This window comes from Shewanella sp. 10N.286.52.C2, from assembly GCF_002874545.1.
In the GTDB taxonomy this organism is placed as follows: domain Bacteria; phylum Pseudomonadota; class Gammaproteobacteria; order Enterobacterales; family Shewanellaceae; genus Shewanella.
Genome location: NZ_MCTV01000047.1, coordinates 15,378 through 39,198, shown reverse-complemented (window position 1 = coordinate 39,198; position 23,821 = coordinate 15,378). Strand labels below are relative to the sequence as shown.

Annotated in this window: 17 protein-coding genes; 4 read left to right on the top strand and 13 right to left on the bottom strand. The window is 42.5% G+C overall.

What is annotated here, in order from left to right:
• Nucleotides 1–3 precede the first annotated feature (3 nt).
• Both BCU94_RS16185 and BCU94_RS16180 read right to left on the bottom strand, forming a co-directional pair.
• The gene (locus tag BCU94_RS16185; protein WP_102476963.1) at nucleotides 4–636 is read right to left on the bottom strand and encodes a nucleotidyltransferase family protein; all 633 of its coding nucleotides are present in this window, start codon (nucleotides 634–636) and stop codon (nucleotides 4–6) included.
• On the bottom strand, nucleotides 636–1,679 hold the full coding sequence (locus BCU94_RS16180) for an XdhC/CoxI family protein (protein ID WP_102476962.1): 1,044 nt from the start codon (nucleotides 1,677–1,679) through the stop codon (nucleotides 636–638). Before BCU94_RS16180 ends, BCU94_RS16185 begins: the two co-directional genes overlap by 1 nt.
• Before the next feature lie 14 nt (nucleotides 1,680–1,693).
• On the opposite strand from BCU94_RS16180, the gene BCU94_RS16175 reads away from it, so the two are divergent.
• Complete coding sequence (locus BCU94_RS16175; RefSeq protein ID WP_102476961.1) at nucleotides 1,694–1,909, top strand: hypothetical protein; 216 nt, start codon at nucleotides 1,694–1,696, stop codon at nucleotides 1,907–1,909.
• A gap of 111 nt (nucleotides 1,910–2,020) precedes the next feature.
• Here the strand turns inward: BCU94_RS16175 and BCU94_RS16170 are convergent, their stop codons facing one another.
• Nucleotides 2,021–2,665, bottom strand: coding sequence for an MBL fold metallo-hydrolase (locus tag BCU94_RS16170; RefSeq protein ID WP_102476960.1), 645 nt, complete (start codon nucleotides 2,663–2,665; stop codon nucleotides 2,021–2,023).
• 269 nt (nucleotides 2,666–2,934) lie between these two features.
• On the opposite strand from BCU94_RS16170, the gene BCU94_RS16165 reads away from it, so the two are divergent.
• Nucleotides 2,935–4,233: an alpha/beta fold hydrolase gene (locus BCU94_RS16165; protein ID WP_102476959.1), complete on the top strand. Its 1,299-nt coding sequence runs from the start codon at nucleotides 2,935–2,937 to the stop codon at nucleotides 4,231–4,233.
• Nucleotides 4,234–4,517: 284 nt separating this feature from the next.
• Here BCU94_RS16165 and BCU94_RS16160 read toward each other — a convergent pair whose 3' ends face one another.
• On the bottom strand, nucleotides 4,518–6,503 hold the full coding sequence (locus BCU94_RS16160) for a DNA topoisomerase III (RefSeq protein WP_102476958.1): 1,986 nt from the start codon (nucleotides 6,501–6,503) through the stop codon (nucleotides 4,518–4,520).
• Between the two features lie 403 nt (nucleotides 6,504–6,906).
• On the opposite strand from BCU94_RS16160, the gene BCU94_RS16155 reads away from it, so the two are divergent.
• Nucleotides 6,907–8,871, top strand: coding sequence for a hypothetical protein (locus tag BCU94_RS16155; protein WP_102476957.1), 1,965 nt, complete (start codon nucleotides 6,907–6,909; stop codon nucleotides 8,869–8,871).
• A gap of 171 nt (nucleotides 8,872–9,042) precedes the next feature.
• On the opposite strand, the gene purF is transcribed toward BCU94_RS16155, so the two are convergent.
• The 9 genes from purF to fabB all read right to left on the bottom strand — a co-directional run bounded on the left by purF (nucleotide 9,043) and on the right by fabB (nucleotide 21,472).
• The gene (gene purF, locus BCU94_RS16150; RefSeq protein WP_102476956.1) at nucleotides 9,043–10,554 is read right to left on the bottom strand and encodes an amidophosphoribosyltransferase; all 1,512 of its coding nucleotides are present in this window, start codon (nucleotides 10,552–10,554) and stop codon (nucleotides 9,043–9,045) included.
• Between the two features lie 39 nt (nucleotides 10,555–10,593).
• A complete protein-coding gene (locus tag BCU94_RS16145) occupies nucleotides 10,594–11,082 on the bottom strand; it encodes a CvpA family protein (RefSeq protein WP_076537127.1) in 489 nt (162 codons plus the stop codon).
• A 115-nt stretch (nucleotides 11,083–11,197) separates the two neighbouring features.
• Nucleotides 11,198–11,824 carry an SPOR domain-containing protein gene (locus BCU94_RS16140; protein ID WP_102437449.1) on the bottom strand — a complete coding sequence of 209 codons (627 nt, stop codon included), beginning with the start codon at nucleotides 11,822–11,824 and terminating at the stop codon, nucleotides 11,198–11,200.
• Nucleotides 11,825–11,828: 4 nt separating this feature from the next.
• Nucleotides 11,829–13,205 carry a bifunctional tetrahydrofolate synthase/dihydrofolate synthase gene (gene folC / locus BCU94_RS16135; protein WP_102476955.1) on the bottom strand — a complete coding sequence of 459 codons (1,377 nt, stop codon included), beginning with the start codon at nucleotides 13,203–13,205 and terminating at the stop codon, nucleotides 11,829–11,831.
• A gap of 90 nt (nucleotides 13,206–13,295) precedes the next feature.
• The gene (gene truA, locus BCU94_RS16130; protein ID WP_102437454.1) at nucleotides 13,296–14,081 is read right to left on the bottom strand and encodes a tRNA pseudouridine(38-40) synthase TruA; all 786 of its coding nucleotides are present in this window, start codon (nucleotides 14,079–14,081) and stop codon (nucleotides 13,296–13,298) included.
• A 143-nt stretch (nucleotides 14,082–14,224) separates the two neighbouring features.
• Complete coding sequence (locus tag BCU94_RS16125) at nucleotides 14,225–17,680, bottom strand: FimV/HubP family polar landmark protein (RefSeq protein WP_102476954.1); 3,456 nt, start codon at nucleotides 17,678–17,680, stop codon at nucleotides 14,225–14,227.
• Between the two features lie 197 nt (nucleotides 17,681–17,877).
• Nucleotides 17,878–18,894, bottom strand: a complete 1,017-nt coding sequence (locus tag BCU94_RS16120; protein ID WP_102476953.1) for an aspartate-semialdehyde dehydrogenase — start codon at nucleotides 18,892–18,894, stop codon at nucleotides 17,878–17,880.
• 2 nt (nucleotides 18,895–18,896) lie between these two features.
• A complete protein-coding gene (locus tag BCU94_RS16115) occupies nucleotides 18,897–20,030 on the bottom strand; it encodes a 4-phosphoerythronate dehydrogenase (RefSeq protein WP_102476952.1) in 1,134 nt (377 codons plus the stop codon).
• A 230-nt stretch (nucleotides 20,031–20,260) separates the two neighbouring features.
• Complete coding sequence (gene fabB, locus BCU94_RS16110) at nucleotides 20,261–21,472, bottom strand: beta-ketoacyl-ACP synthase I (RefSeq protein ID WP_076537142.1); 1,212 nt, start codon at nucleotides 21,470–21,472, stop codon at nucleotides 20,261–20,263.
• Nucleotides 21,473–21,800: 328 nt separating this feature from the next.
• Between fabB and mnmC the strand changes: the two genes are divergently transcribed.
• Nucleotides 21,801–23,807, top strand: coding sequence for an FAD-dependent 5-carboxymethylaminomethyl-2-thiouridine(34) oxidoreductase MnmC (mnmC, locus tag BCU94_RS16105; protein WP_102476979.1), 2,007 nt, complete (start codon nucleotides 21,801–21,803; stop codon nucleotides 23,805–23,807).
• Nucleotides 23,808–23,821: the final 14 nt, after the last annotated feature.

Sequence of the window (23,821 nt, the reverse complement as noted above, 5' to 3'; positions counted from 1 at the left end):
AACTTACTCCTTGTTGACCAACCACTGCTTGAGATCGGTTTGAGTATCAATATCAATTGCCGCTTGCGCTAATGGCAAAACAGTCAATTGTTGCTGTTCTAAATGTCGTGTTAATATTTTTTTCGCACCACTGTCGCCTTCAAGTTGCTGTAATGCTTCAAAGTCACTGGCGAGAAAGATGGCTGGTACACCGGGGCTTTGCTGGTAATAAGCCGCAGTGGTTTTACCAAATTGGCAAAAAAGCCCATACAGGCTTAAATAATCTGAATGAGAGATGGCAACTTGATCTGCTAATGTCAGTAGTAATGCATCAGCCTGTTGTGATTGGGCATAACTTGCCGCCATAGCCACTGAACTTGCCAAACCTGATTGCCAGTTTTGATTGGTTAATATCTCAATGTCATTGGCGAGTAATGGACTAAGTAGGTCTTTATGGCCGCCAAGTACCAAAACTGGTGGCGATAGATCTAACTCGGTTGTCGCCTTACTCAATATTGCATAACTCTGTTGAATTAGGCTTTGCGCGTTATTATCAGCGCTTAACGTTGCGGCAAGTTTTGCCCCATTAAAGCGAGTACTACCCCCTGCGGCTAACATCACGGAGACCACATTAGGGGGAGTAGAAAATAAATTCATCAAAGCATGACCTTATCAAGATTACTTAACTCACCTTGCCGCTTAAGTCCGTGATGTAATACCCCGTGGCATTGAGACAAGATACTTAAGGCCACAGAACTTGGTAGCTCTCCGCCTAATGCCAGCCCTGCAGGGGCTGAGAAAAAGCCACTAAAATCATCAGTTGAAAGCTGACATTTTTGCAACACCTTATCTCTTCGATGAGTTGGCCCTAAAAGCGCGATATAAGCGAGGTTTGTTCCTTGCAATAGGCTTAATGCTGCAGCGTCCATATCCAAGTTATGATTCATAACTACGGCCGCATCAAGGTGTTGTATTTCTAACAAATCTATCTGCGTTAGTGGTTTTTTACAAATCTTAGCATCTGGAAAATCATAGCCTCTTGCATACGCAGAGCGACTATCAAATACGCTGACTTGCCAGTCAAGCTGCTGCGCCATAGCCACCAAAGGCTGTGCATCCAACCCGCCACCAAACACCCCTAAATGAAATGGGCTTCTGACTGGGATACGTAACAAGTTGAGGTTATTGTCAGAACTCACGTCAGTAACAATACCAGTAATAATGTCTGCTGCAGTTTGCTTGTAAGCTATGTCATCAGCAACGAACTTACCTACGACTTGGCCAGCATGGCTATGATGCTCAACTATCGATAATTGGTACGAGCCTTTTTTACCTAGCGTCAGCTGGTGATGTAACTCGGCTAAGCCGAGGTAATGATTATCACCTAATAGCGGCACCATCATAATGTTGACCAAACCACCACAACCTAGTTGGTAACTGGTGTCATTTTCATCAGTGGCGTCATAGGTTAATTGCTGAACTTGCTGGGTTTGTATGGACTTTTGTGCGTGACGACGTAAGTCTGCTTCCAAGCAGCCACCACTTAACATACCTAAGGTTTTCCCCAAAGGGTCAAACAGCATAATGGCGCCAGGTTTTCGGTATGAAGAACCTTCAACAGAAGTGATGACTGCTAAAGTCCAGTCTTGTTGCGGTTTTTCAGCCCAAGTGTTTAACAATGATAATAAATGATGTGCCATGAGTCCCTGCCAGCATGCTGAGTGATGTAAAATACCCATCAGCAGTGATTGAGCAAAACACCATAAGTGCTTTTAGTGACTATAAGCTAGCAAAGCATCTGCAGAATGCAAAGCCTTATGGCATTCACCAAAGACTTAACGGTATCGATTTAAGGGCAAGTGTAACTATGTTTGAACCAGCAAGTCAGGCTAGTCGCTGGTTTAAGGGATGTGAAGCTGGTGCAAGATAAAATGTAACGGTTTATGCCAATTTAGCTAGCAGTGTATTTTACTTTACACTGCTAGCTTGCTGCGTAAGCCACCGGGCAATATTCCCAGCAGCTAAATGAATACGCTTGAGCCTAGCCCAATAATTGATCAGCAACAAATGGATTATGCTGACGCTCTTCTTCAAAAGTCGACATAGGACCATGACCGGGTATAAAGGTTACTTTTTCCCCTAAAGGCCATAATTTTTGTGTAATTGAGTGGATCAGTTGTTGATGGTCCGATTGCGGAAAATCAGTGCGGCCAATGGAGCTTCTAAATAGCACATCACCAACCCATGCAAGGTTTGATTTATTAGAGTGAAACACCACATGTCCTGGAGTATGACCGGGACAATGCACCACCGATAAACGCTCTTCGCCAATGGTCACTTCATCGCCTTCATTTAAATATTGGCTAGGCTCAAACGAGTCAACATGCGCAAAACCAAAGTTCTGGCTTTGCTTTGCTAGCCCTTGTAGCCAAAATTGGTCAGCGATATGTGGGCCAATGATAGGAATATTAAGCTGATTAGCCAGTGTTTTCGCGCCGCCAACATGATCAATATGACCATGGGTTAATAAGATTTTTTCTAAGCTCAGACCTAACTTATTAACTTCAGTAATAATACGTTCAATGTCACCACCGGGATCGACAACGGCTGCCAGTTTGGTTTTTTCACACCAAATAACACTACAATTTTGTTGAAACGGGGTGACTGGAATGATTTGGTACTTCATTACTTCTATCCTCAAATTGAGAAAATTATCGCGACCAAGTTATTATGCGTTAAAGCTTAATAAAATGTTTGATCTATCTATAAGAATCAGAAAATAAAACCAATTAGTTGGTTGGAACACAAGCATTTTTACTGAGCTTGCATCGCTGCCCAAACAAATGAATAATTTAACATCACCACTTCATTTAATTAGCATCATATTTTCATTGTGACCAAGGACTAACCTTCATACAATACTACCTTTCTGAATCCTATTTTCACAGGCACACCATGCAAATTGACAGTATTCTTTCTGGGATCGTTTCCACAAAACACTTTTTTAGCGTTCCATTAGATTATCAGCAGCCCGAAGGTGAGCAATTATCAATTTTTGTTCGGGAAATCGTCAGTACAGAAAACCAAGATTTATCCTTACCCTATTTAGTGTATTTTCAAGGTGGACCGGGCTTTGGTGCAGTGCGCCCTGTTGAGAATAGTGGCTGGATAAAACGCGCCCTAAAAGAATATCGAGTGCTGTTGCTTGATCAGCGCGGCACCGGTCTTTCAAGCTTACTAAATAGCGCCACACTGGCGCATTTAACCGCGCAAGAACAAGCCGATTATGTGTGCCACTTTAGAGCCGATAACATTGTTCGAGATGCTGAAGTAATTAGAGCTCAATTAGCAAATAATCAGCCATGGAGTATTTTAGGCCAAAGTTTTGGCGGCTTTTGTGTTTTACGCTATTTAAGCGCAGCGCCACAAGCACTGACTGAAGCCTTTATCACAGGTGGTATTCCATCATTAACCCGTCAAGCAGATGACGTCTATCAAGCAACCTATAAACGGGTACTTGCCAAAAACGCTGATTTTTATCATCGTTTCAAAGATGCTGAGTCATTAACAGCAGAACTGGCTGACTATATTGCTGATAATGACGTTTACCTTGCCACAGGCGAAAAACTCACCGTTGAGATGCTACAGCTGCTCGGGGTTAATATAGGTATGGAGCAAGGCCCTGAAGCCCTCTATTACTTACTTGAGCAAGCCATGTTCGATACTGCCCAAGGTCGCACAATAAACCCGCTATTTTTGCATCAATTTAGTCAATTTTTGGATTACAACACCAACCCAATTTTCGCGTTATTGCATGAATCGATCTATTGCCAGCAGTTTCATCAACAAGGGGCTAATTGGTCAGCCCATAGAGTCAGAGAGCAGTTCCCTAAATTCAATTATCAACAAGGGCAGCGCTTACTGTTTACTGGCGAAATGATTTATCCATGGTTCTTTGAACAATTTAATCAGTTAAAGCCTCTCAAAGAGGTGGCAGAATTAATTGCGCAAAAATCAGATTGGAGCAATTTATACGATGTGGACGTGTTACTGCAAAACACCGTCCCGGTCACTGCGGCTATTTACAGTGAAGATATGTATGTTGATATGAATTACAGCCTTGAAACTGCGCAGCTAGTGAATAACCTCAGCTATTGGCTAACATCAGAATATGAGCATAATGGCATTCGTATGGATGGTGAGCATATTTTAGATAAACTCATTTCATTGAGCCGAAAGGATAGCATTCGATAACAAATGTAATTTAATGTTCAGTTTTAAATTGATTAATATTGAAGTCGATCACACTCCACAGCACGTCGACAGATTAAATTAATTTTCAGTTAAGTAAGTTCGGCCATAATCTAACCTGTTCCGCCCTTTATGTTGTGAACTAGTGAATTTTTATGAGTAAACCCTGATTCGGTTTACTCATTTTTTTTGCCTAAAATTCCGCTATTGCCTTTAAGAACAATCGAGTGCGAGCGATGCAATACCTGTATCCCATGATTTATTCATACAAACTCTCTTTTATCGGCTTATTTACTCGAGCTGCGCTTACCGGAAGTTTTAGCCGTAGAGGTTTTGCTTGCTGCACCTTTGCGTTTATAGCCACTACTGGCGCGGCGTTTTTTATAGCCAGGCCCTTTAATCCCCTCAAGAGCTGTAGGTAATTGATTTGAAGCTTGCTCAATCAGTTGCTGTAATTGCGCTAACAATGGCTCCATAAAGGCATCATACCTAAGCTGCTTTTGACTTATGGCATCAAGGCTACTTTCCCACAGCGCAGTCATATCCGGTGTGGTGGCTGTTTCTGGTAATGAATGGATCAAGCCAACGCCAACTGGGGTGGCAATGATTGATTTACCCTGCCTTAATAAGTAACCGCGATTAAACAGTAATTCAATAATGCCTGCTCGGGTTGCCTCGGTGCCCAAGCCATCGGTGTCTTTTAGGATCTTCTTCACTTCAGGGTTAGTGACATAGCGATTGATACCCGTCATGGCGCCAAGCAGGGTCGCATCTGTAAAATGTTTTGGCGCTTGAGTGGTTTTTTCAAGCAATTCGCCACGCTCACAATGGAGTTGTTGACCTTTTTTCAGTGGCGGCAAAGTCGCTAAATTTTCATCATCACTGCCATCTGCATTATCTTTACCCTGCATTTTCGCAAATAAACATTTCCAACCTAATGACAGTTCTTGCTTAGCTTTAGTGGTGAATAAGCCACCCGCAATGGTCACTTCAACTTGGGTTTCATCATAAATATAGGCGGGGTAAAACTGGGCTAAATACTGCCGTGCAATATGAGAATATAACTGCGACTCTTTGGCTGATAAGTTTGCCAAATTAGTGGTTTTTTCAGTGGGAATTATCGCGTGGTGAGCATCAACTTTACTGTCATTCCAGGCTTTGGACTTAAGCTTGGCATTAGGTTTATCTGCTTTAGCGGTTAAACCGGCATCATTACTTAATACTGCGCGAATAACTTGGGGGGCAAGGCCATGTTGCTCAGCAGGTAAATAGCGACTATCTGAGCGCGGATACGTAATTAATTTATGCCTTTCATATAGACTCTGACAGGTATCAAGCACCTCTTTAGCGCTCATGCCAAAACGTTTGGCGGCATCGATTTGCAGGCTGGATAAACTATAAGGCAATGGGGGGTTCTGACGCTTATTTTTTGATTCAAGTTTGGTCACTTCAGCTGGCTTGTTAGTTATCCGCCCCACCACATTTTCTGCTAAGCCTTTGGCGAGCACTCGCCCCTCTTCATCCATATATGGCTGACATGCTTCACTGGGTTTCCACTTAGCCGAAAAGCCTTCTTGGTTATCGGTCAGTAAATGCGCCAATACTTCATAAAAAGCTTTGGGCTGAAAATTGGCAATGTCTTCATCTCGCCTTACCACTAACCCCAGTACCGGGGTTTGCACGCGACCAACAGACAATACTCCCTGATAACCTACTTTTTTGCCTTGAATGGTATAAGCGCGGGTCATATTCATGCCATATAGCCAATCTGCGCGGCTGCGGGCTAAGGCTGAGGTAGATAAGGGGACAAACTCTTTATTAGTGCGCAATTGCCCTAAGGCGCGTTTTACCGCCGAAGGGTTAAGATCGCTAATAAGTAAACGCTGGGTTTGAGCAATCTTGTCGGCCTTTACACCTGCATAGGAAATGACTTCATCCACCAGCAGCTGCCCTTCTCTATCAGGATCGCCAGCATTAACTAAACTCGATGCTTGTTTGATGAGCTTTTTTAAGATGCTCAACTGTGAGCGGGTATTAGTTTTAGGTTTTAACTGCCATTTACTCGGAACTATGGGTAAATGGGCTAATTGCCATGATTTAAAAGCGGGATCATAGACATCAGGTTCTGCTTGCTCTAACAAATGCCCTATACACCAAGACACGCAATCCCCATTGGCGCTCATGATAAAACCATCACCTTTTTTATGAGGCTTTGGTAATACATCGGCAATAGCACGGCCTAGACTGGGTTTTTCAGCAATATAGAGCATCATAGATTTATTAGACTTTTAAAACACTGTATGAAATTACAGTGTAATTTAGCGAATAGCAAAAATAAGTGCAACTGTTAATGCAATGGCAGGTTTCTTAGAATGATGAGCTGCTACTCAAAACACTAGGCCAAAGCATTAAAAACCACGCTTATAAGGCGCTAAATTTAACCAAAAACAATTAATACAAATTTACTTTAAATTGTGATCTTAATGCAAAAACACATCGGGATATTAAGTTTAATTTCAGAATTACCCGCTAGGCGATATATATTCAAATCACTGAATATAAACAATTAAACTAGTAATAACCCTAGTTTGTGACCTAGTCAACAGTTGCCAAGCAATCTTTACATTACCCTCCAATTACCCATTAAGAGGTAAGAAAAACATTTTGGAGTATGAGATGAAATTAATGAGCAAATGTCGTGTTGCTTTACTTGTGGCTACTGCACTGGGGATGAGTGCTTGTAATGATGGTAAAGATGGAAACGATGGCCTACCTGGCGAGCCAGGTGCACCTTGGGTGCCACCAGTAGTGACCACATCAGCAGTAGCAAAAGTCATGGAATGGCAATATGCCGAGGGTGTCGTGAATGTTGAATTTTCGGTGGAGAACCAAGATGGGGTTCCAGTAGAAGATTTAGATAAAGTCCAGTTAATGTCAACCATCAAAAATGAAGCAGGTTTACTTGCTGACACTGTTGATGTGACTTGGGTTGCGGGTGATGATAACGCACCGGGTACGCTAACTCACGCTGGTGAGGGTATTTATAACCTTTCTATGCCACATGAAGCTGCGACATCTGAATCAATTGGTACTGGCTATATTCGACCAGGTAATGGCGAAAATGGTATGCCACGTACTAAACGCGTGATGTTTACCAAAAACGATTCTTATGCACAAGTTAGCACCACTGACGATGCTAAATGTGTCGCCTGTCACGGTGAATTTGAAGATGCTACTGGCAACGCAACTTGGGGTTGGCATCAACATCACCATGCAATCGACAATGACCAAGAAGTTATTATTGTTGAAGCATGTCTAGTTTGTCACACTCAAACTGAACAAAAAGATGGCGGCTGGGCTGAAAACACCATGGCAATGCTGGGTCATGGTTATAAATATGACGATGATGGTGTGATACAGGCTTCTGGCCATGCTAAATTAAGTGATAGTTATTCAATGGATAAATACCGTTGTTCAACTTGTCACGTTGACGATGTGGTATTTACAGCATCTCTCAATGGCTGTGCAACCTGTCATGCTAATTTACAAGATGCAGATAAAGATTTAGCTGTTAATCACAGTAACTTTACCGATCTTGATTGTGCAACCTGTCACAATTCGTTCCAACATGAACATGAAAACGGTGCAAATCGTGATGAAGCATTAAACCGTTATAACTTTGAAATTATATCTGTTGTTCGTAGCGAAGATAAAGCGACCATCGAAGTAACAACTAAAGCCACTGACAGTGAAGGTAAAGTTGTTGACATTAACGCACTCACTGACGCTAGCCCTAATGGTTGGGCAACTGTGATGAGAAACGGCGAAGCGATGCTTCCTGGTCGCGATGAAGGTCATGTTGCTCGAGCAAAAACAGCGCCTATTGCTGGTGAAAACGGTGAAGTAACCTATATCATTACCCATGCATTACCTTATGTTGAAGGTGAAGTATTAGCCGGTGGTGTAGATGGTCGTATTAGCTATACTCACCGTTGGGGATACCCTGCTAATGCCCCTATCTCGGTATCGAACATCAAAGACAAAGACGTCCGTCGTACTAGCTCTGATGGCATGAAGTGTCTAACTTGTCACACTGAGGGCTTGGATGGACATGGTTCTGCTCGAGGTGGTTTTGATTTAGGTGGTGATGCTTGTACTCAGTGTCACTCTGCTTATAACTGGGCTCCAGGTAAAACACAGGATGATGGAACCATAGGAGACTACGCGATGGCGTGGGGACCATTGGTTCACAACATGCACTTTGGAGCATACAAGCAAGACCGTGGTCTAAATGACATGCCAACAACCGACAAAAACATGCCGGTTGATTGTCAGGCTTGTCACACTGGTATGATTGACCTTGAAGATGTAGCACCAGCAGTTGTGTTAAACGGTATGGATGAAAGCAGTGTTTACGGTATCACGGCGATTTCTGCTAACTGTGCCACTTGTCATACAGGTGATGCTGCGAAAAATCACATGATACAACAAGGTGGTGATTTCAATGTGGCTATCACTCCAGAAGCTGATATGCACACGGGTGAAAGTGGCGACTTTGCCGTATTTGACCCTGCACCTATCACTGAATCATGTTCTGTATGTCATTCCCCTGCAAGACTAGCTGAAGCTCATAATTACTAATATTTTTATATTAATAATCTGAGATTGATTCATCATCAATAAACCGAGCAAAATGCCTGAAGTGATTCAGGCATTTTTTTATCTGTAGTACTAGTTTCGATTACTGAAGGAAAAGAAAAACAAAAAAGCCAGCGGCTAGCTGGCTTTAATCAGTTACTTAGAAAGTATCGTTTAAGGATGACAAACGTTATGCATTTCTAAGTTAGTACCAATGTCTTTATTATTGGCTTTGGCATCATCATTTCGCAGTTGAGTCAGGTGATCCAAGTACGCCTGGTCAACATCGTTAGTGATGTAATGACCATCAAATACTGAGGTTTCAAAGCGCTTAATTTCTGGATTTTCCATTCCAACGGCTTCAACCAAGTCTGATAAGTCTTGGAAGATAATCCCATCAGCGCCGATGATTTTAGCGATTTCATCAGCATCACGGCCATGAGCAATCAACTCATTGGTGGTTGGCATATCAATACCGTAGACATTCGGGAAGCGAATTTCAGGTGCTGCTGAAGCAAAATACACTTTCTTAGCCCCAGCTTCACGAGCCATTTCAATGATTTGCTCAGAGGTGGTACCACGAACAATTGAGTCGTCAACTAACAATACGTTCTTACCAGTAAACTCAGTTTTAATCGCGTTTAGCTTACGGCGAACAGATTTCTTACGCTCTTGCTGACCCGGCATAATAAAAGTACGGCCAATATAGCGGTTTTTAACAAAACCTTGGCGATATGGCAGGTCCATTCCACGAGCAATTTCTAGGGCGATATCACACGAGGTTTCAGGAATTGGGATCACCACGTCAATATCATAATCTTCCCATTCCTTTTGAATTTTTGCGCCTAATTTAGCCCCCATGTTTACACGGCTGGCATAGACAGACACTTTATCAATACTCGAGTCTGGACGAGCGAAATAGACGAATTCAAAAATACAAGGTGCATAGCTTGGCTCAACCGCACATTGGCGAGTAAATAGTTGACCATCAAGTGAAATATAAACTGCTTCGCCTGGCGCAACGTCGCGCATCACTTCAAAGCCAACTGCATCAAGTGCCACTGATTCAGAGGCGACCATGTATTCGGTACCTGTTGGGGTTTCGTTCTTACCAAGTACTAAAGGACGGATCCCAAATGGGTCACGAAATGCCACTAAGCCTTGGCCAATAATCATCGCCGCAGCAGCATAAGCACCGCGAGTTTGTGCATGAACTTTCGCTATTGCATCAAAAACTTCATCAGCGCTTAAGGTTAAGCTGCGGGTTTCTTGCAGCTCATCAGCAAGCAAGTTTAATAACACTTCAGAATCTGAGGTGGTATTTACATGACGGCGCTTTTTGATCAGTCCTTCAGCAAGCTCAACTGTATTCGTCAAGTTACCGTTATGGGCTAAGGAAATACCAAATGGTGAGTTAACATAGAATGGTTGTGCTTCAGAGGCACTCGAGCTGCCTGCTGTTGGATAACGTACGTGTCCAATACCTGCATTACCTTGAAGGCGTTGCATGTGCTTGATTTCAAATACGTCTTTAACGAGTCCATTAGCCTTACGTAAACGAAATGCATTTTTGTCCACGGTCACGATGCCTGCAGCATCTTGACCACGGTGCTGAAGCACGGTCAACGCATCATAAATGGTTTGATTAACCGATGACAGACCAACTATTCCGACGATACCACACATGGGTAAGCTTCCTCATTGTAAGATGTTTTATATTTATATTTATATTTTGGGTACAAAGCTGGAGGTATTTTCCAGATAGTCAAAAAACCACTGAATAACCACACCAAATTGGGGTACAAGCTCTGAATCCGTCCACCAGTCTTGACTTGAAGCACCGGTAAACGCATCCAGAAAAAATAATATTGCGCTGACGATTAACGCCCCGCGAAGCGCGCCAAAGCACAAACCTAATACGCGGTCTGTGCCTGACAAGCCGGTTTTTGACACCAGTTGGCCTAATATGTAATTAACTAAGGCACCAAGAATGAGAGTAGCGATAAATAAAATAGCAATTGCAACGCCATTTCTAAGCATTTCGTCATTCATCTGCGTTAGGTGAACAGCGAGATCTTGATAAAATTGGCTAGCAACAAAGAAAGCAGCGAACCATACCACTAGCGACATGGCTTCTTTGGCAAATCCACGTATCAAACTGATAACAGTTGATAGGCCGATGATAATGAGAATAGCGTAATCAATCCAAACCATTGAGAGAGGGATCCGGTATAGATGTTAAGACGGCGCGATTCTAACAGAGACTGAAAAGTTTCACACCTCTAGCAGAATAAATTGACTGTGCGCTGAAAAAAACAATGATGAATAGTTAGTTTTCTAGGGGATTGTATTGCACAATCTTGCCTTGAAGACCGGTTATTTTCTGTATTTTTTGTTGATAACTTTTCAGTTTATCTGCTGAGAGTTCAGGGCCGACAAACACTTTTGTTAAAGAACCATCAATCGGTTTTGTCGGTAATGTATAAGCGGTAAAACCATTAGTGCGCAGCTTTTGAACTAAGCCTTCAACATTTTTAGCGTTATTAAAACCACCCAACTGCAAGGTAAATCCCGCTTTGATGGGCTGAGCTTGTTTTATGGCTGATTTAACAGTTTCAGGCTTTGAGGTTACTGCTGTTAATGCGGTTGCGGTGTTGGCACTTGTGACTGACTTTGTTCCACTGTCAGTTTTAGTCGCTGGCGTAGTGCTGGTTTTTTCTGAAACTTGAGCTAAATCTTGGGTTGCTGCAATCTCTTCAACTTCAAAGGTTTCAGGAGTGTAACCCTCGCCAATTTGATCGCTTGCTTGCTCAGTAATCACTGGGCGTAAAGGAATTTCTGTAAACTCTTCAACTTGGCGCTGCTTTTTACCGTCTAATAAATCAGGTAAAAATATAACCCCAAGAGCAACGATCACTATGGTGCCAACTAAACGGTTTTGAAATTGACCAGACAAATCTTTATCCCTTTTTTAATAATTCACTAAACGCTGCCACAGTGTAAAATGAGCCAAAAACAATTACTACATCATCTGCATTTATATTTGACTTAATACTGCGCCAAGCCAAATCCATTGAGTCAAATTGTGATGCAGACAAGCTTGTATTTAACTCCTTGGCTAATGTTTTAGCATCATTTCCGCGCTCAACCGGTAATGATACAAAGTTCCATTCATCAATACTGTCTTCAAGCTCCTTTAAAACTGCAGCGGCATCTTTATCTTTTAACATACCGCATAAGGCAATAATGCGCGCAGGCTTAAAGCCTTGCAGTTGCGTAGCAAGGTATTTCGCAGCATGGGGATTATGTGCTACATCAACCCACACTTTTGGTTGTTCTAGTACTTGCTCAAAGCGGCCTGACAAACTGGCATTGGCAATGCCCTGTTTAATATCGTTATCACTGAGTTGTGGGAAAGCCTGCTCAATAACAGCAATGGCAGTGGCGGCATTGGCTAAAGGTAATCTCGGTAATGGTATAGCCTCTATGCTGCGATTAGCACTGCTATAGTGCCAAGTTGAGCGGTTATCTGCACTCATGTTATCAGTGCTGGTGTTATCTGTGCTGGTGTTATCTGTGCTGGTGTTATCTGTGCTGGTGTTATCTGTGCTAGTGTCATTTGCAATAACATAGCTAAAGTCTTTATTAACACTATAAGCATACGCATTAACCGCTTGGGCATATTCGGTTATGGAATTAGGGCAATCAGGTTCGCCAATCACCGCTAAACACTCAGTTCTAAATACTCCTGCTTTTTCACGGCCAACTAGCTCTCTGGTATCACCTAGATACTCTTGATGATCAATATCAATCGAGGTAATGACACTGACATCGGCATCAATAATATTAGTTGCATCTAAACGACCACCTAAGCCCACTTCCAGTAAAATAATCTCAGGTTTAGCCAGCTTGAAAATATATAATCCTGTTAAGGTGGCAAATTCAAAAAAGCTTAATGAGATCTCAGCGCGGGCATGTTCAATGACACTAAAGGCTTCAATAATTTGCGCATCTGTCACGTCAATATGATTAAGCCTTACGCGCTCGTTAAAGTTAACTAAGTGCGGCGAGCTATAAACCCCAACCGTTTTACCGGCTTGCAAAAATACCGCCTCAAGCATGGCGCAAGTGGTACCTTTGCCATTGGTTCCGGCAACGGTAATCACTTTAGAGTCAGCTAAGGACAATAGACTTAAACGCTCAGCAACGGCCGTGACTCGGGTTAAGCCCATATCTATTTCAGTGGGGTGAATCGATAATAAATAATCTAACCATTGGGACAAGCTTGCGTCTTTTGCAGGCTTAACGGTTAATTGCGTGTCATTATCTGTCTTCATTGTATCCCTTTTGAATTTGTCCCATGCTCACATTGTTGTTTCGTAAACAGTAAAAATGCGACTATTTAGCAATCAGTAGCAGCTAAGTGTCTAATCTTGCATAAATAGCGGCCCCATTGGCGGCTTAGGTAAGTTGTAGTGCTCTGGGTAAGTCACATCCACCAGATATAAGCCATTGGGCTTTGATGTCGGCGCGGCAAATTTTCTATCTTTTAATGCTAGAAGTTCATTAACCCACTCAATTTTTTGATGTGACTGGCCGATTTCAAGTAAGGTGCCAACAATATTACGCACCATATGATGCAAAAATGCATTGGCTTTAATATCGATAATAATGAATGTTCCTTGACGAGTGACATTAACAAATTCAATGGTTCTTACCGGGCTATGGGCTTGGCACTGTAATGCTCTGAAGCTGGTAAAGTCATGTTCACCAACAAACAATTGCGCGCCTTGGTGCATCAAATTGTGATCCAGTGGGTAGTGATAATGGGTTAAACCCTTATTTAAAATACCCGGTCTAAATTCACTGTTATTGATAATATAACGATATCGACGTGCAGTCGCTGAAAAGCGAGCATGGAAGGTCTCATCCACTTCTTTCGCCCAGCGGATTGCAATATTATCAGGTAGCTTGGCATTAACGCCTAATGTCCACGCTGACATCGCTCGATTAGCTTGAGTATCAAAATGTATGACTTGACCTGTTCCATGTACCCCAGAATCTGTACGTCCCGCACAGATAATTTCAATCGGTTCATTGGCAATTGATGATAACGCCGCTTCGATTTGCGCTTGCACAGAATCAACTTCTTTCTGTCTTTGCCAACCAAAATATTGACTACCATCGTATTCGACGCCTAAGGCCACACGCATTGATTAAACCCTCTAATTTTAAGTGCGCGCATTTTATAACAAATTAACTGAAGATGTAATGCAAAAGCACAACCCACTGTCAGAGTCTGTATACCTGATACAAAAACGGCGCAGTTAACTGCGCCGTTTTATGTACTTTATGATTAGCTTATATCATTCAGTAGTTTTGAGGCTTCACTTTGTTGGCGTTCATTACCGTCAATTTTGACTTCAGTGAGTAATGCTTTGGCAGCATCTTCATCTTCAATCTCAATGTAGGCACGGGCCAGATCTAATTTGGCATTAACTGAATTTTCTTCGTCATCAACATCAATCATTTCCGCATTGCCAATAAGGGCATTAACTTCGCCCATATCCACTTCAACATCTTTGTACTGATCGCTTACTTCAACTATTTCATCGGCATCATTTAATAATACGTCAATATCGATGAAACCGTTTTCTTGTTCAAAGGTATTAAGAGTCTCTTCAGATGGTGTTGATTGCTTTTCTTCAGCGTCAAGGGCTGCAAGGGCTTCATCAACAGTTAAATTATCTTCAGTAAGAGAATAACTGCCATCATCTGCACTATTAACTTCATCTGCACTATCAACATCATCTTGGTTGCAGGCTTGTTTAAATAATTCTGACTCCCAATCTAATTTGGCCGGCTCAGCTTTTTTTGATTTTAGATCATCAAAAAAGCCTGACTCTTTTGGCTCAAATTCAGGGTTTTCGTTAAGCTTGCTGTCATGGTCAGTGTCAGTGTCTTTATCAGCGACTGTGTCTGGAGCTGCATCAGTTTCAGCTAAGTCATCATCAAGTGCTGACAGGCCTGCCAGCATGTTATCAAATTCAGCTTCAGAGCCTCTTTCGTCCTCCGAAAACTCATCGATTGAAAATAATGGCGGTTCATCATCCTCGGCGAGCTTATCGACATCAAAGTCTGCCAATAACGCATCAAGATCGTCGGCATCTGTATTGCTATCGTTATTAGACTCTGTTGATTTCTCAGCCGCTAATAACTGGTTAACGAGGGGATCATCGTGCTGATCATCATCTAGGCCAAGAGTGACATCATCACCAGAGGCAAATGTGAGTGGCTCGGCTTGGCGCGTATCTGTATCTGCAAGGCTGGCTTCTGGCTCATTATTCATGTCAGCAAGCAAGGCATCTAAATCGGCATCCGATGTGGTGGCGTGTTCGTGCTCGCCTTGTTCCTGCTCAAGCTCGGCGGCAATTTGCGCGGCGAAATCATCTGCCCCAGTAAATGACTCTTCAGGCTCTGCTGTCTGTTGAGGTAACTCGGTTTGTGTTTCTAAATCTGAAATGAGTGAGTCAAGATCGCTATTGTCGCTATCAATTTCAAGCTCTGATTCAATTTGGGCTAGCTCAGAAGCTAATTGCTGCTCGACATCGACATCTGAAGTGGCTAGCGGAGTAAACTCTTTTTCAGGATCGACTGTTGCCAGTAACTCATCAAGATTCTCGCTGTCATCTAATGTGGTGGCAACATCGCTTTCTAATTCAGCTGCAATTTCGGCAGAAAAATCTTCTGCCCCTTCAACATCATCAGTAACGTCGATGGATGCAAGTAAGGCGTCAATATCATCAACTGAATCATCAACTGCGCTATTGGCAGATTCATCAGCCTGTGTATCGACAACATTTGATGATTCAGGCGCTAAATCAAAGTCAGCTAGTAAGCTGTCGATGTCATCTTGAGTCTCTGTTTCTGGCGTTTGCTGTAAAGATCCGCTATCTAATTCACCGTCTGCTTCACTGCCTGCTTCGGTTATAGCTTCATCTGCCGGTAAATCAAAATCTGCCAGTAAGCTGTCGATATCATCTTGGGTATCTGTTTGGCTTGGTTCTGGTGCGACTTCAAATTCAGCTTCTGCAGCAACTTCACCAGCATTATCCGTCGGTAAATCAAAATCTGCCAGTAAGCTGTCGATGTCATCTTGGGTATCTGTTTGGCTTAGTTCTGGTGCGACTTCAGATTCAGCTTCAGCTTCAGCTTCAGCTTCAGCTTCAGCAGCATTATTCGTCGGTAAATCAAAATCAGCCAGTAAGCTGTCGATGTCATCTTGAACATCTGTTTGGCTTGGTTCTGGTGCGACTTCAGATTCAGCTTCAGCTTCAGCAGCAACTTCACCAGCATTATCCGTCGGTAAATCAAAATCAGCCAGTAAGCTGTCAATGTCATCTTGGGTACCTGTTTGGCTTAGTTCTGGTGCAACTTCAGTAGTATCCTCTGCTGGTAAATCAAAGTCTGCAAGTAAACTGTCTAAATCTTCTTCGTCTGTTTGTTTAACTTCTGCTGATTCATCAAGACCGTCAAGTAAGCTTTCAAAATAGTCTCCTTCGTCTTCTAAAGACGCCAATTCGACTTCTTGCTCATTCATGGCTTCAGACCACAAATCATCTAGTGAGGTGCCTTCAGCTATTTGTTCGCTAGCCTTTTCATCTTCGATATACATATCAACATCATCAGCACCATCTAAAGATAATTGCGTTTCGTTGGTGATATCTAGATCAAGCAAATCTTCCGTAGAGTCTTCTTCATCTAAATGAATCGCTAAGTCATTGAGATCGTCAATATCATCCGTAACGGCTAATGATTCAGCCACTGCAGCTTGTGGGCCTGCCATTGAGGCTAAGGGTTCTGAACTAGTTTCAGCTTGAGGTGTTTCATTGATGCTTTCATCCTGCTCATTTTTACGGCGCATCAGCCAGAAAATAATCAGAAAGATTATAATAAGCGGTAATGCCGCGATAACGGCAAGCAATATCATGTTGTCAGCAATTGACCGCCAAAAGTTAGTTGGCTGCTCAATGACTGTTGGCTTAGCATTTTCAGCAACCAATAGCGCGTAGGCCGCTTCAAGTTCAGTGTGCTTTTCAGAAAGTAATTGTAACTCTTCTTGTGAGACAGAAAGCTGCAAAGACAGCTCTTTTATCTTCGCTTTTAAGGCAGCGTTGTCAGCGTCCTTAATCATTAACATATCTTCTGAACGCGCCAATTCATCGGTTAAAGATAAACTTTTACTTTGTGCGTTCTCGAGTTTAACGGTTAACTCATCAATGAGAGGTTGGTTAACCTCGACTGTATTTTTAAGTGTTTTTTCAGCTACGATGGCTAACGGTTTTTGAGCTGAAGTTGCGCTCGTTTGCCCAGCACTTACCGCAGGCTTTTGCGGCGCTTTGACCGTTATATTGGCATTCGCGAAGCGTTTATCATTATCTTCAGCCCGAAGCTTGGCATCCGCTTTGGGGATTTGCGCCATCACATCTGCAGAAGGGACCAACAGCGTCATCCCCCGCTCTAAAGAATTATAATTATCACTGCTAAAGGCATGGGGATTAGCATCAAAAAGTGCCGCCATCACTTGGTATATGGTGATACTTTGATTGGGCCTAACCTTTTGCGCAATACTCCAAAAAGTGTCGGCTGAAGTTGTAGGACCATATTGACGGGCAACGATAGAATTGACTTCGCCGTTGGGGCCGGTAATTTTTAGCGTCTGAGCATGGACAGGCTCAACCGTAGAAGAAGCAGAAACAGCGGCCAAAGCACAGGCCATTATGCCAACAAAATAAGCAGTACGAAGAATCATCAATCTTTCCTTTGAGCGCTATGGGGTTGTCATCATGACAACTGGCTTTAGGCAATTGTATTTATTAGTTTTAGTATTCATAAGACTATAAACCAGATTTAATTACCCTGCTACTGTGAACCACGCTAAAATGAAAAAAGCCTGCAGGCTGCAGGCTTTTTAATCTAAATAGCTCTATTTATAGGGATATTATCGTATTAATAATAATCTCTAATCAAGACTTCGGCTATTTGAACACTGTTTAAAGCAGCACCTTTACGGATGTTATCGGCAGTCACCCATAAATTTATACCGTAATCATGAGAAATATCTTTTCTCACACGGCCAACAAATACTGGATCGGTACCTGCAGAGTCTGTCACTACCGTTGGATAATCTTCATCATTTTCAAATAACACGATACCTTCAGCATCACGTAGGACGGCTTTTACTTCTTCTGCTTCAACAGGTTGGCGAGTTTCAAGGTGCACTGCTTCTGAGTGACCATAAAAAACCGGAACACGCACCGCTGTTGGATTAACCACGATATCGTGATCACCAAAAATCTTTTGCGTTTCCCACACCATTTTCATTTCTTCTTTGGTGTAACCATTGTCCATAAACACATCAATTTGCGGTAATACGTTAAAAGCAATTTGCTTTGGGTATACTTTATTTTCAGCTGGTAAACCTTGAAGTAGTTTGGCCGTCTGACCCGCTAATTCTTCAATAGCTTGCTTACCTGAACCTGATACAGACTGGTAAGTTGCCACGTTAATACGTGAAATACCAAATGCATCATAAATAGGCTTTAGCGCCACTAACATTTGAATGGTTGAACAGTTAGGATTAGCAATGATATTACGATTACGGAAGTCTGCGATGGCCTGCGGATTAACTTCTGGTACCACTAATGGCACATCGATGTCATAACGAAAATGTGAGGTGTTATCAATCACCACACAGCCATGCTCTGCAGCAATCGGGGCCCACTTAGCTGAGACGTCACCACCTGCGGAGAAGAATCCAATTTGAGCCGTGCTCCAATCGAACGTATCCACATCTAGAATTTCGACTTGTTTACCATTAAAGCTAACGGTTTCACCTGCACTGCGGCTACTGGCTAATGGGTATAAGTTTGCAACCGGAAAGTTTCGCTCTTCAAGGATCTCAATCATAGTTTGACCCACTGCGCCCGACGCACCTAAAACAATAACATTAAATTCCTGTGACATAATTAACGCTCGACTCCTGAAAAACCTAATTTATAGACCCAATTTACCTTACAAGCACCCGTGTTGACTAGCGACAATGCACTAAATTCACGTCGATGAGTGTGATTTTTTCTCATATGATCGAAGCCATTGTGATTTAGAAAGGTTTTTCTAAATAATTCGTCATCATCTTTGAGGTTATAAACCTGTCTAGCAAGGGTAAGTAACTGACTTTCTGTCGGTTGCTCTGCCACGGATAATTGATTAATAAAAAATGACGGTAACAGGCTCGATACTGATTTCTCATGGGGCAACTTTAGGATGTCACACAATTTTTCAAACAACATAAAGGTGCCCCGAGCTTTGCCTTCTAAGCTATATCCAGCAATGTGAGGAGTCGCAAATTCAGCTAACGGCACCAGCTCAGCCATTGGGTGTGGCTCACCTTCCCATACATCTAAAACCAGTTTTAAATCGTCACGTTGACGCTTAACTTTTATCAAGGCTCGGTTATCAATGACCTCACCTCTGCAGCAATTTAATAACCAGGTATTTTCTCTTAGCTGCAGTAATCGAGCTTCATCGAATAAATACCAGGTTTTATCTGCGCCTTCTTTGGTAATTGGCACATGTAAACTGATGATGTCGGCTTGCTCGATTATGGTATCTAATGACACGAACTGGCGTTCATCCGCAGCACTTTTTTCTAAAATAGGATCACATAACAGTACTTTCATGCCATAAGCGTTTAGGCACTTTTCTAATGCTGAACCGGTATTACCCGCACCGACAATGCCAACAACTTTATTTTTTATTGGCTGCTTAAAGCGTTTAGCCAATTCAAGCATGGCGATAAAAGCATACTCGCCCACCGCTGTGGCATTGCATCCAGGGGCATTAGTAAACGGGATATTACGCTGCTTAAGATAGGCTAAATCAATATGGTCGGTACCTATGGTGGCACTGCCAACAAACAGTAATTTGTTTGCTTTAGACAATAAGCCTTGATTGACCTTAGTAACTGAACGAACTAGCAGCACGTCAACATCAATCAGTTGCTCTGGTGCTAATGAGCGACCATTTACGCGCTCAATTGTCCCTAGGTGCCCAAATAAGGCTTCCACATAAGGCATGTTTTCATCGGCAACGATTTTCATAAGTGTAATTAGCCATAAATACTGTGATTATCTGCTTATTCTATCAAGTTATTAGAATGCATAGGTATCAATGAATTAGAAATATTGTTTTCGAGCCGCATTGATTAGCTATGTGTAAAAATAGTTTTAATCTGCTTTAAAGGTCAAAAAACACAAAAAAGCCTTCTAGTCTGTCGACTAGAAGGCTTTGATTACTTTATACGAACGACTAATAAAGTCGCTGTCTAAGCTTATTTATACTTGCGCATAACCAAAGTGGCATTAGTGCCACCAAAGCCAAAGCTGTTGCTCATCACAGTCGTTAGCTTTGCATCACGATACTCAGTGACTAAAGGAATACCAACGGCTTGTTCATCCAAGGTATCGATATTGATACTTGGTGCAATAAAGCTATCTTCCATCATCACTAAGCTATAAATGGCCTCGTGAACACCGGCTGCACCTAATGCATGGCCAGTCAATGATTTAGTTGATGCAACTGGAGGCATGTCTGTCGGAAAAACCTCACGCAAAGCTTCAAGCTCACGCACATCACCAACTGGGGTTGAAGTACCATGAGTATTGATATAATCAATTGGGGTATCAACATCAGCTAGCGCCATTTGCATACAACGCACAGCACCTTCACCTGACGGTGCAACCATGTCGTAGCCATCAGAAGATGCGCCATAACCAATGATTTCCGCATAGATTTTTGCGCCACGAGCTAATGCATGCTCTAACTCTTCAACGACAACAATCCCGCCGCCACCAGAGATAACAAAACCATCACGGTCAGCATCGTAAGTACGTGAAGCCTTTTCAGGCGTGTCATTATACTTAGTTGACAATGCCCCCATAGCATCGAAGCCCATGGTTAGGGTCCAATCTAGTTCTTCTGCACCACCAGCAAATACCATATCTTGCTTACCCATTTGAATAAGCTCAGCTGCATGGCCAATACAATGTGCTGAAGTTGCACAAGCAGAACTAATTGAATAATTCATACCTTTAATTTTAAATGGGGTCGCTAAACAAGCACTCGCCGTACTGGCCATAATGCGCGGTACAATATAAGGGCCAACACGTTTTACGCTTTTTTCACGTAAGGTGTCAGCTGCTTGTACTTGATTTTTAGATGATGCGCCGCCAGTACCGACCACTAAACCCACGCGATGGTGAGAATACTGCTCTTCTGTCAAATTAGCATCACTGATTGCTTCTTGCATTGCAATATAAGCGTAAGCTGCTGCGTCTCCCATGAAGCGTAATGCCTTACGGTCAATATGCTCAGCAGGGTTTAATTTGATATCCCCCCAAACATGACTACGTAATTTCATTTCTTCAAATTGATCTGAATGGGTGATACCACTACGTCCAGCTTTCAATGACTCTGTCACTTCTTGCTTGTTATTACCGATGCTAGAAACAACACCTAAACCTGTAATTACGACTCTTTTCATTTTATGCTATCCATTTTGTACATGTCAGTACCTAATTTTGCTGTGGCAATGATATCCGCTTTAGATGAATAAAGTGGTCAGCTTTCAGCAAACACAGGTAAAATAATCTCAATTGAATCATTTTGAGTAACGAACTTTGACCAAATTAACCACTGACTTCCTTTTTATAGACCGAGATTGTGCAACATTTTCGGCAAAATATCCAAGTAGTTACTGTCAAAATCCTGATTATGCCTCTAGCATAAGGCATTATCATCAAACTGTCCTGTCTGATGCAGCCGTCTCAAATAAAACCTTATCGATTGCTCAAATAGGCTTCGGTATTGGTATGGAGCTCATGTCACTATGGCAGTTATCTCTAACAAAAAAACAAAAAATACTGCTCAGCATATTTGAACCTAATCCTATAAATTCAGCTGAATTAGGCTTTTTACATCAACATCTTGATAAACAAGATCCATTTTATGAATTAGCCTTAGTCCTTCAGCAAGCTTGTATCGCCAAAATATCTGGTTGCCAAAGATTGGTGTTAGCCAAAGGTTTATTCACTGTTGATCTGTATTTCGGTTCATTGTTAGAAAATTGCCAAGGTATTCCCAACGCCGAAAAAATGTTGATATCAAACTGGCATTGCTTACCTCATACGATTACAAGCCAATATATAGATCAATACCTTAGTGAAAAGTTACTGTGGCAAATGGGCAGACTGAGTGAAGATACAGCCAATATTCACTATTTTGACTCTGCCAGTGACAATGATAACGCAACGAGCTTTAAACAACTTAACCTATTAGCCTGCAGAAGCGGTTTTGGCGTAAATAATATTTTTAACCAGAAAAGTGAATGTCAACCTGATACTCAAAAACACGATTCTATTGCCTTACAAGAGCGCCAAGCGCTGCGCCGCAGTACTGATAGCCATTACGCCTATTGCTTGAGCCCTTGCAGTGAACATCATCAGAGCAGTGACGACACTATCGCCATTATTGGTGGCGGTATAGCTGCAGCCCATTTGGCGTTATCACTGATTGAACGTGGGCAGAGTGTCACCATTTATTGCAAAGATAACCAATTGGCTGATGGCGCATCGGGTAATAAGCAAGGCGCTATTTATCCCCTACTCACTCCTGATAACAACCTGATGAGTCAGTACTTTCAACAAGCTTTTTTATTCAGTCGCCGTAGGTTGCAGCAATTAACAGCGTTAGGTCACCAGATTGACCATCAATTTTGTGGTGTACTGCAAACTGGGTTTGATGAGCGCAGTGATGCCAGACTGAATAAAATTATGCTTGGTCAGCAGTGGCCAAAAGAAATTGCTTTTAGTGTTAACGCTGAGCAAGCCAATCAACTGGCAAGAATCGACATCAACAAAAATGGCTTTTACTATCCTTGGGCTGGTTGGATCTGCCCTTTTGAATTTGCTCAGGCAGCCATTGCTCATGCCACTTCAGTTGCAGAAAAAAATGGCTGTAAATTAATAATTAAGCTCAACACTAAAATTAACAGCCTTGAGCGCGTTAACAGCCTTGAGCGAGTTAACAGTCCTGAACGGGTTAACAGCCTTGAGCACGACATTGACTTAACACAAGATGGCAAAGTGCCCTCTCAGAGTGCTTACTGGCAACTTAACGCCAGTCATGACAACGAGCAACATGATAGCTTTAGGCATGGTAAAGTCGTCATCGCTTCAGGGGCTCAATTAACTGATTTTAAACAAACTAAATTATTACAGGTCACAGGCTTTCGTGGCCAAGTGAGCCATATACCCAGCCAAGGTGAACTGGCTCAACTTGATACGGTGATTTGCGCCCACGGCTATCTCACTCCCAGTAATAATCAGCGCCACTGTGTTGGGGCAAGCTATGTAAAGTCGCCCGATAATGTAGATTACAGTCCCACTGAGCAATTAGAAAATGCCCAAAAAATGCATCAGAGTTTTCCTGAGCGTAACTGGCTGTGCGATATTGATGTATCAGCTGCCAGCGCCAGAGTGGGCGTTAGAATGGTTACTCGTGATCATTGCCCTATGATGGGACTCGCCCCTAATGTTGAAGCCATTTATGCCCAATATAATCAGCAGCCATTAGAGCAACATCAGCATAGTCCCGCTAGCCGAAAGTTTTGGCAGCAACACCAAGCACCAAGCTATGACAATTTATTCATTTTGGGAGGACTAGGCTCAAGAGGCCTAAGTTCTGGGCCTTTAGCTGCAGAGGCATTAGCGGCAATGATATGCAATCACACGCCACCACTTAGCTATGAAATGCTGGCAATGCTTAACCCCAATCGAATGTGGTTAAGAAAGTTACTCAAAGGTAAAGCGTTAAGCTAATTGAGCGTTTTAAT

Excerpts from the sequence above, each read along its gene's own strand:
- BCU94_RS16185 (WP_102476963.1), bottom strand. The coding sequence starts at position 636 with ATGAATTTATTTTCTACTCCCCCTAATGTGGTCTCCGTGATGTTAGCC.
- BCU94_RS16180 (WP_102476962.1), bottom strand. The coding sequence starts at position 1,679 with ATGGCACATCATTTATTATCATTGTTAAACACTTGGGCTGAAAAACCG.
- BCU94_RS16175 (WP_102476961.1), top strand. The coding sequence starts at position 1,694 with ATGCTGAGTGATGTAAAATACCCATCAGCAGTGATTGAGCAAAACACC.
- BCU94_RS16170 (WP_102476960.1), bottom strand. The coding sequence starts at position 2,665 with ATGAAGTACCAAATCATTCCAGTCACCCCGTTTCAACAAAATTGTAGT.
- BCU94_RS16165 (WP_102476959.1), top strand. The coding sequence starts at position 2,935 with ATGCAAATTGACAGTATTCTTTCTGGGATCGTTTCCACAAAACACTTT.
- BCU94_RS16160 (WP_102476958.1), bottom strand. The coding sequence starts at position 6,503 with ATGATGCTCTATATTGCTGAAAAACCCAGTCTAGGCCGTGCTATTGCC.
- BCU94_RS16155 (WP_102476957.1), top strand. The coding sequence starts at position 6,907 with ATGAAATTAATGAGCAAATGTCGTGTTGCTTTACTTGTGGCTACTGCA.
- purF (WP_102476956.1), bottom strand. The coding sequence starts at position 10,554 with ATGTGTGGTATCGTCGGAATAGTTGGTCTGTCATCGGTTAATCAAACC.
- BCU94_RS16145 (WP_076537127.1), bottom strand. The coding sequence starts at position 11,082 with ATGGTTTGGATTGATTACGCTATTCTCATTATCATCGGCCTATCAACT.
- folC (WP_102476955.1), bottom strand. The coding sequence starts at position 13,205 with ATGAAGACAGATAATGACACGCAATTAACCGTTAAGCCTGCAAAAGAC.
- truA (WP_102437454.1), bottom strand. The coding sequence starts at position 14,081 with ATGCGTGTGGCCTTAGGCGTCGAATACGATGGTAGTCAATATTTTGGT.
- BCU94_RS16125 (WP_102476954.1), bottom strand. The coding sequence starts at position 17,680 with ATGATTCTTCGTACTGCTTATTTTGTTGGCATAATGGCCTGTGCTTTG.
- BCU94_RS16120 (WP_102476953.1), bottom strand. The coding sequence starts at position 18,894 with ATGTCACAGGAATTTAATGTTATTGTTTTAGGTGCGTCGGGCGCAGTG.
- BCU94_RS16115 (WP_102476952.1), bottom strand. The coding sequence starts at position 20,030 with ATGAAAATCGTTGCCGATGAAAACATGCCTTATGTGGAAGCCTTATTT.
- fabB (WP_076537142.1), bottom strand. The coding sequence starts at position 21,472 with ATGAAAAGAGTCGTAATTACAGGTTTAGGTGTTGTTTCTAGCATCGGT.
- mnmC (WP_102476979.1), top strand. The coding sequence starts at position 21,801 with ATGGAGCTCATGTCACTATGGCAGTTATCTCTAACAAAAAAACAAAAA.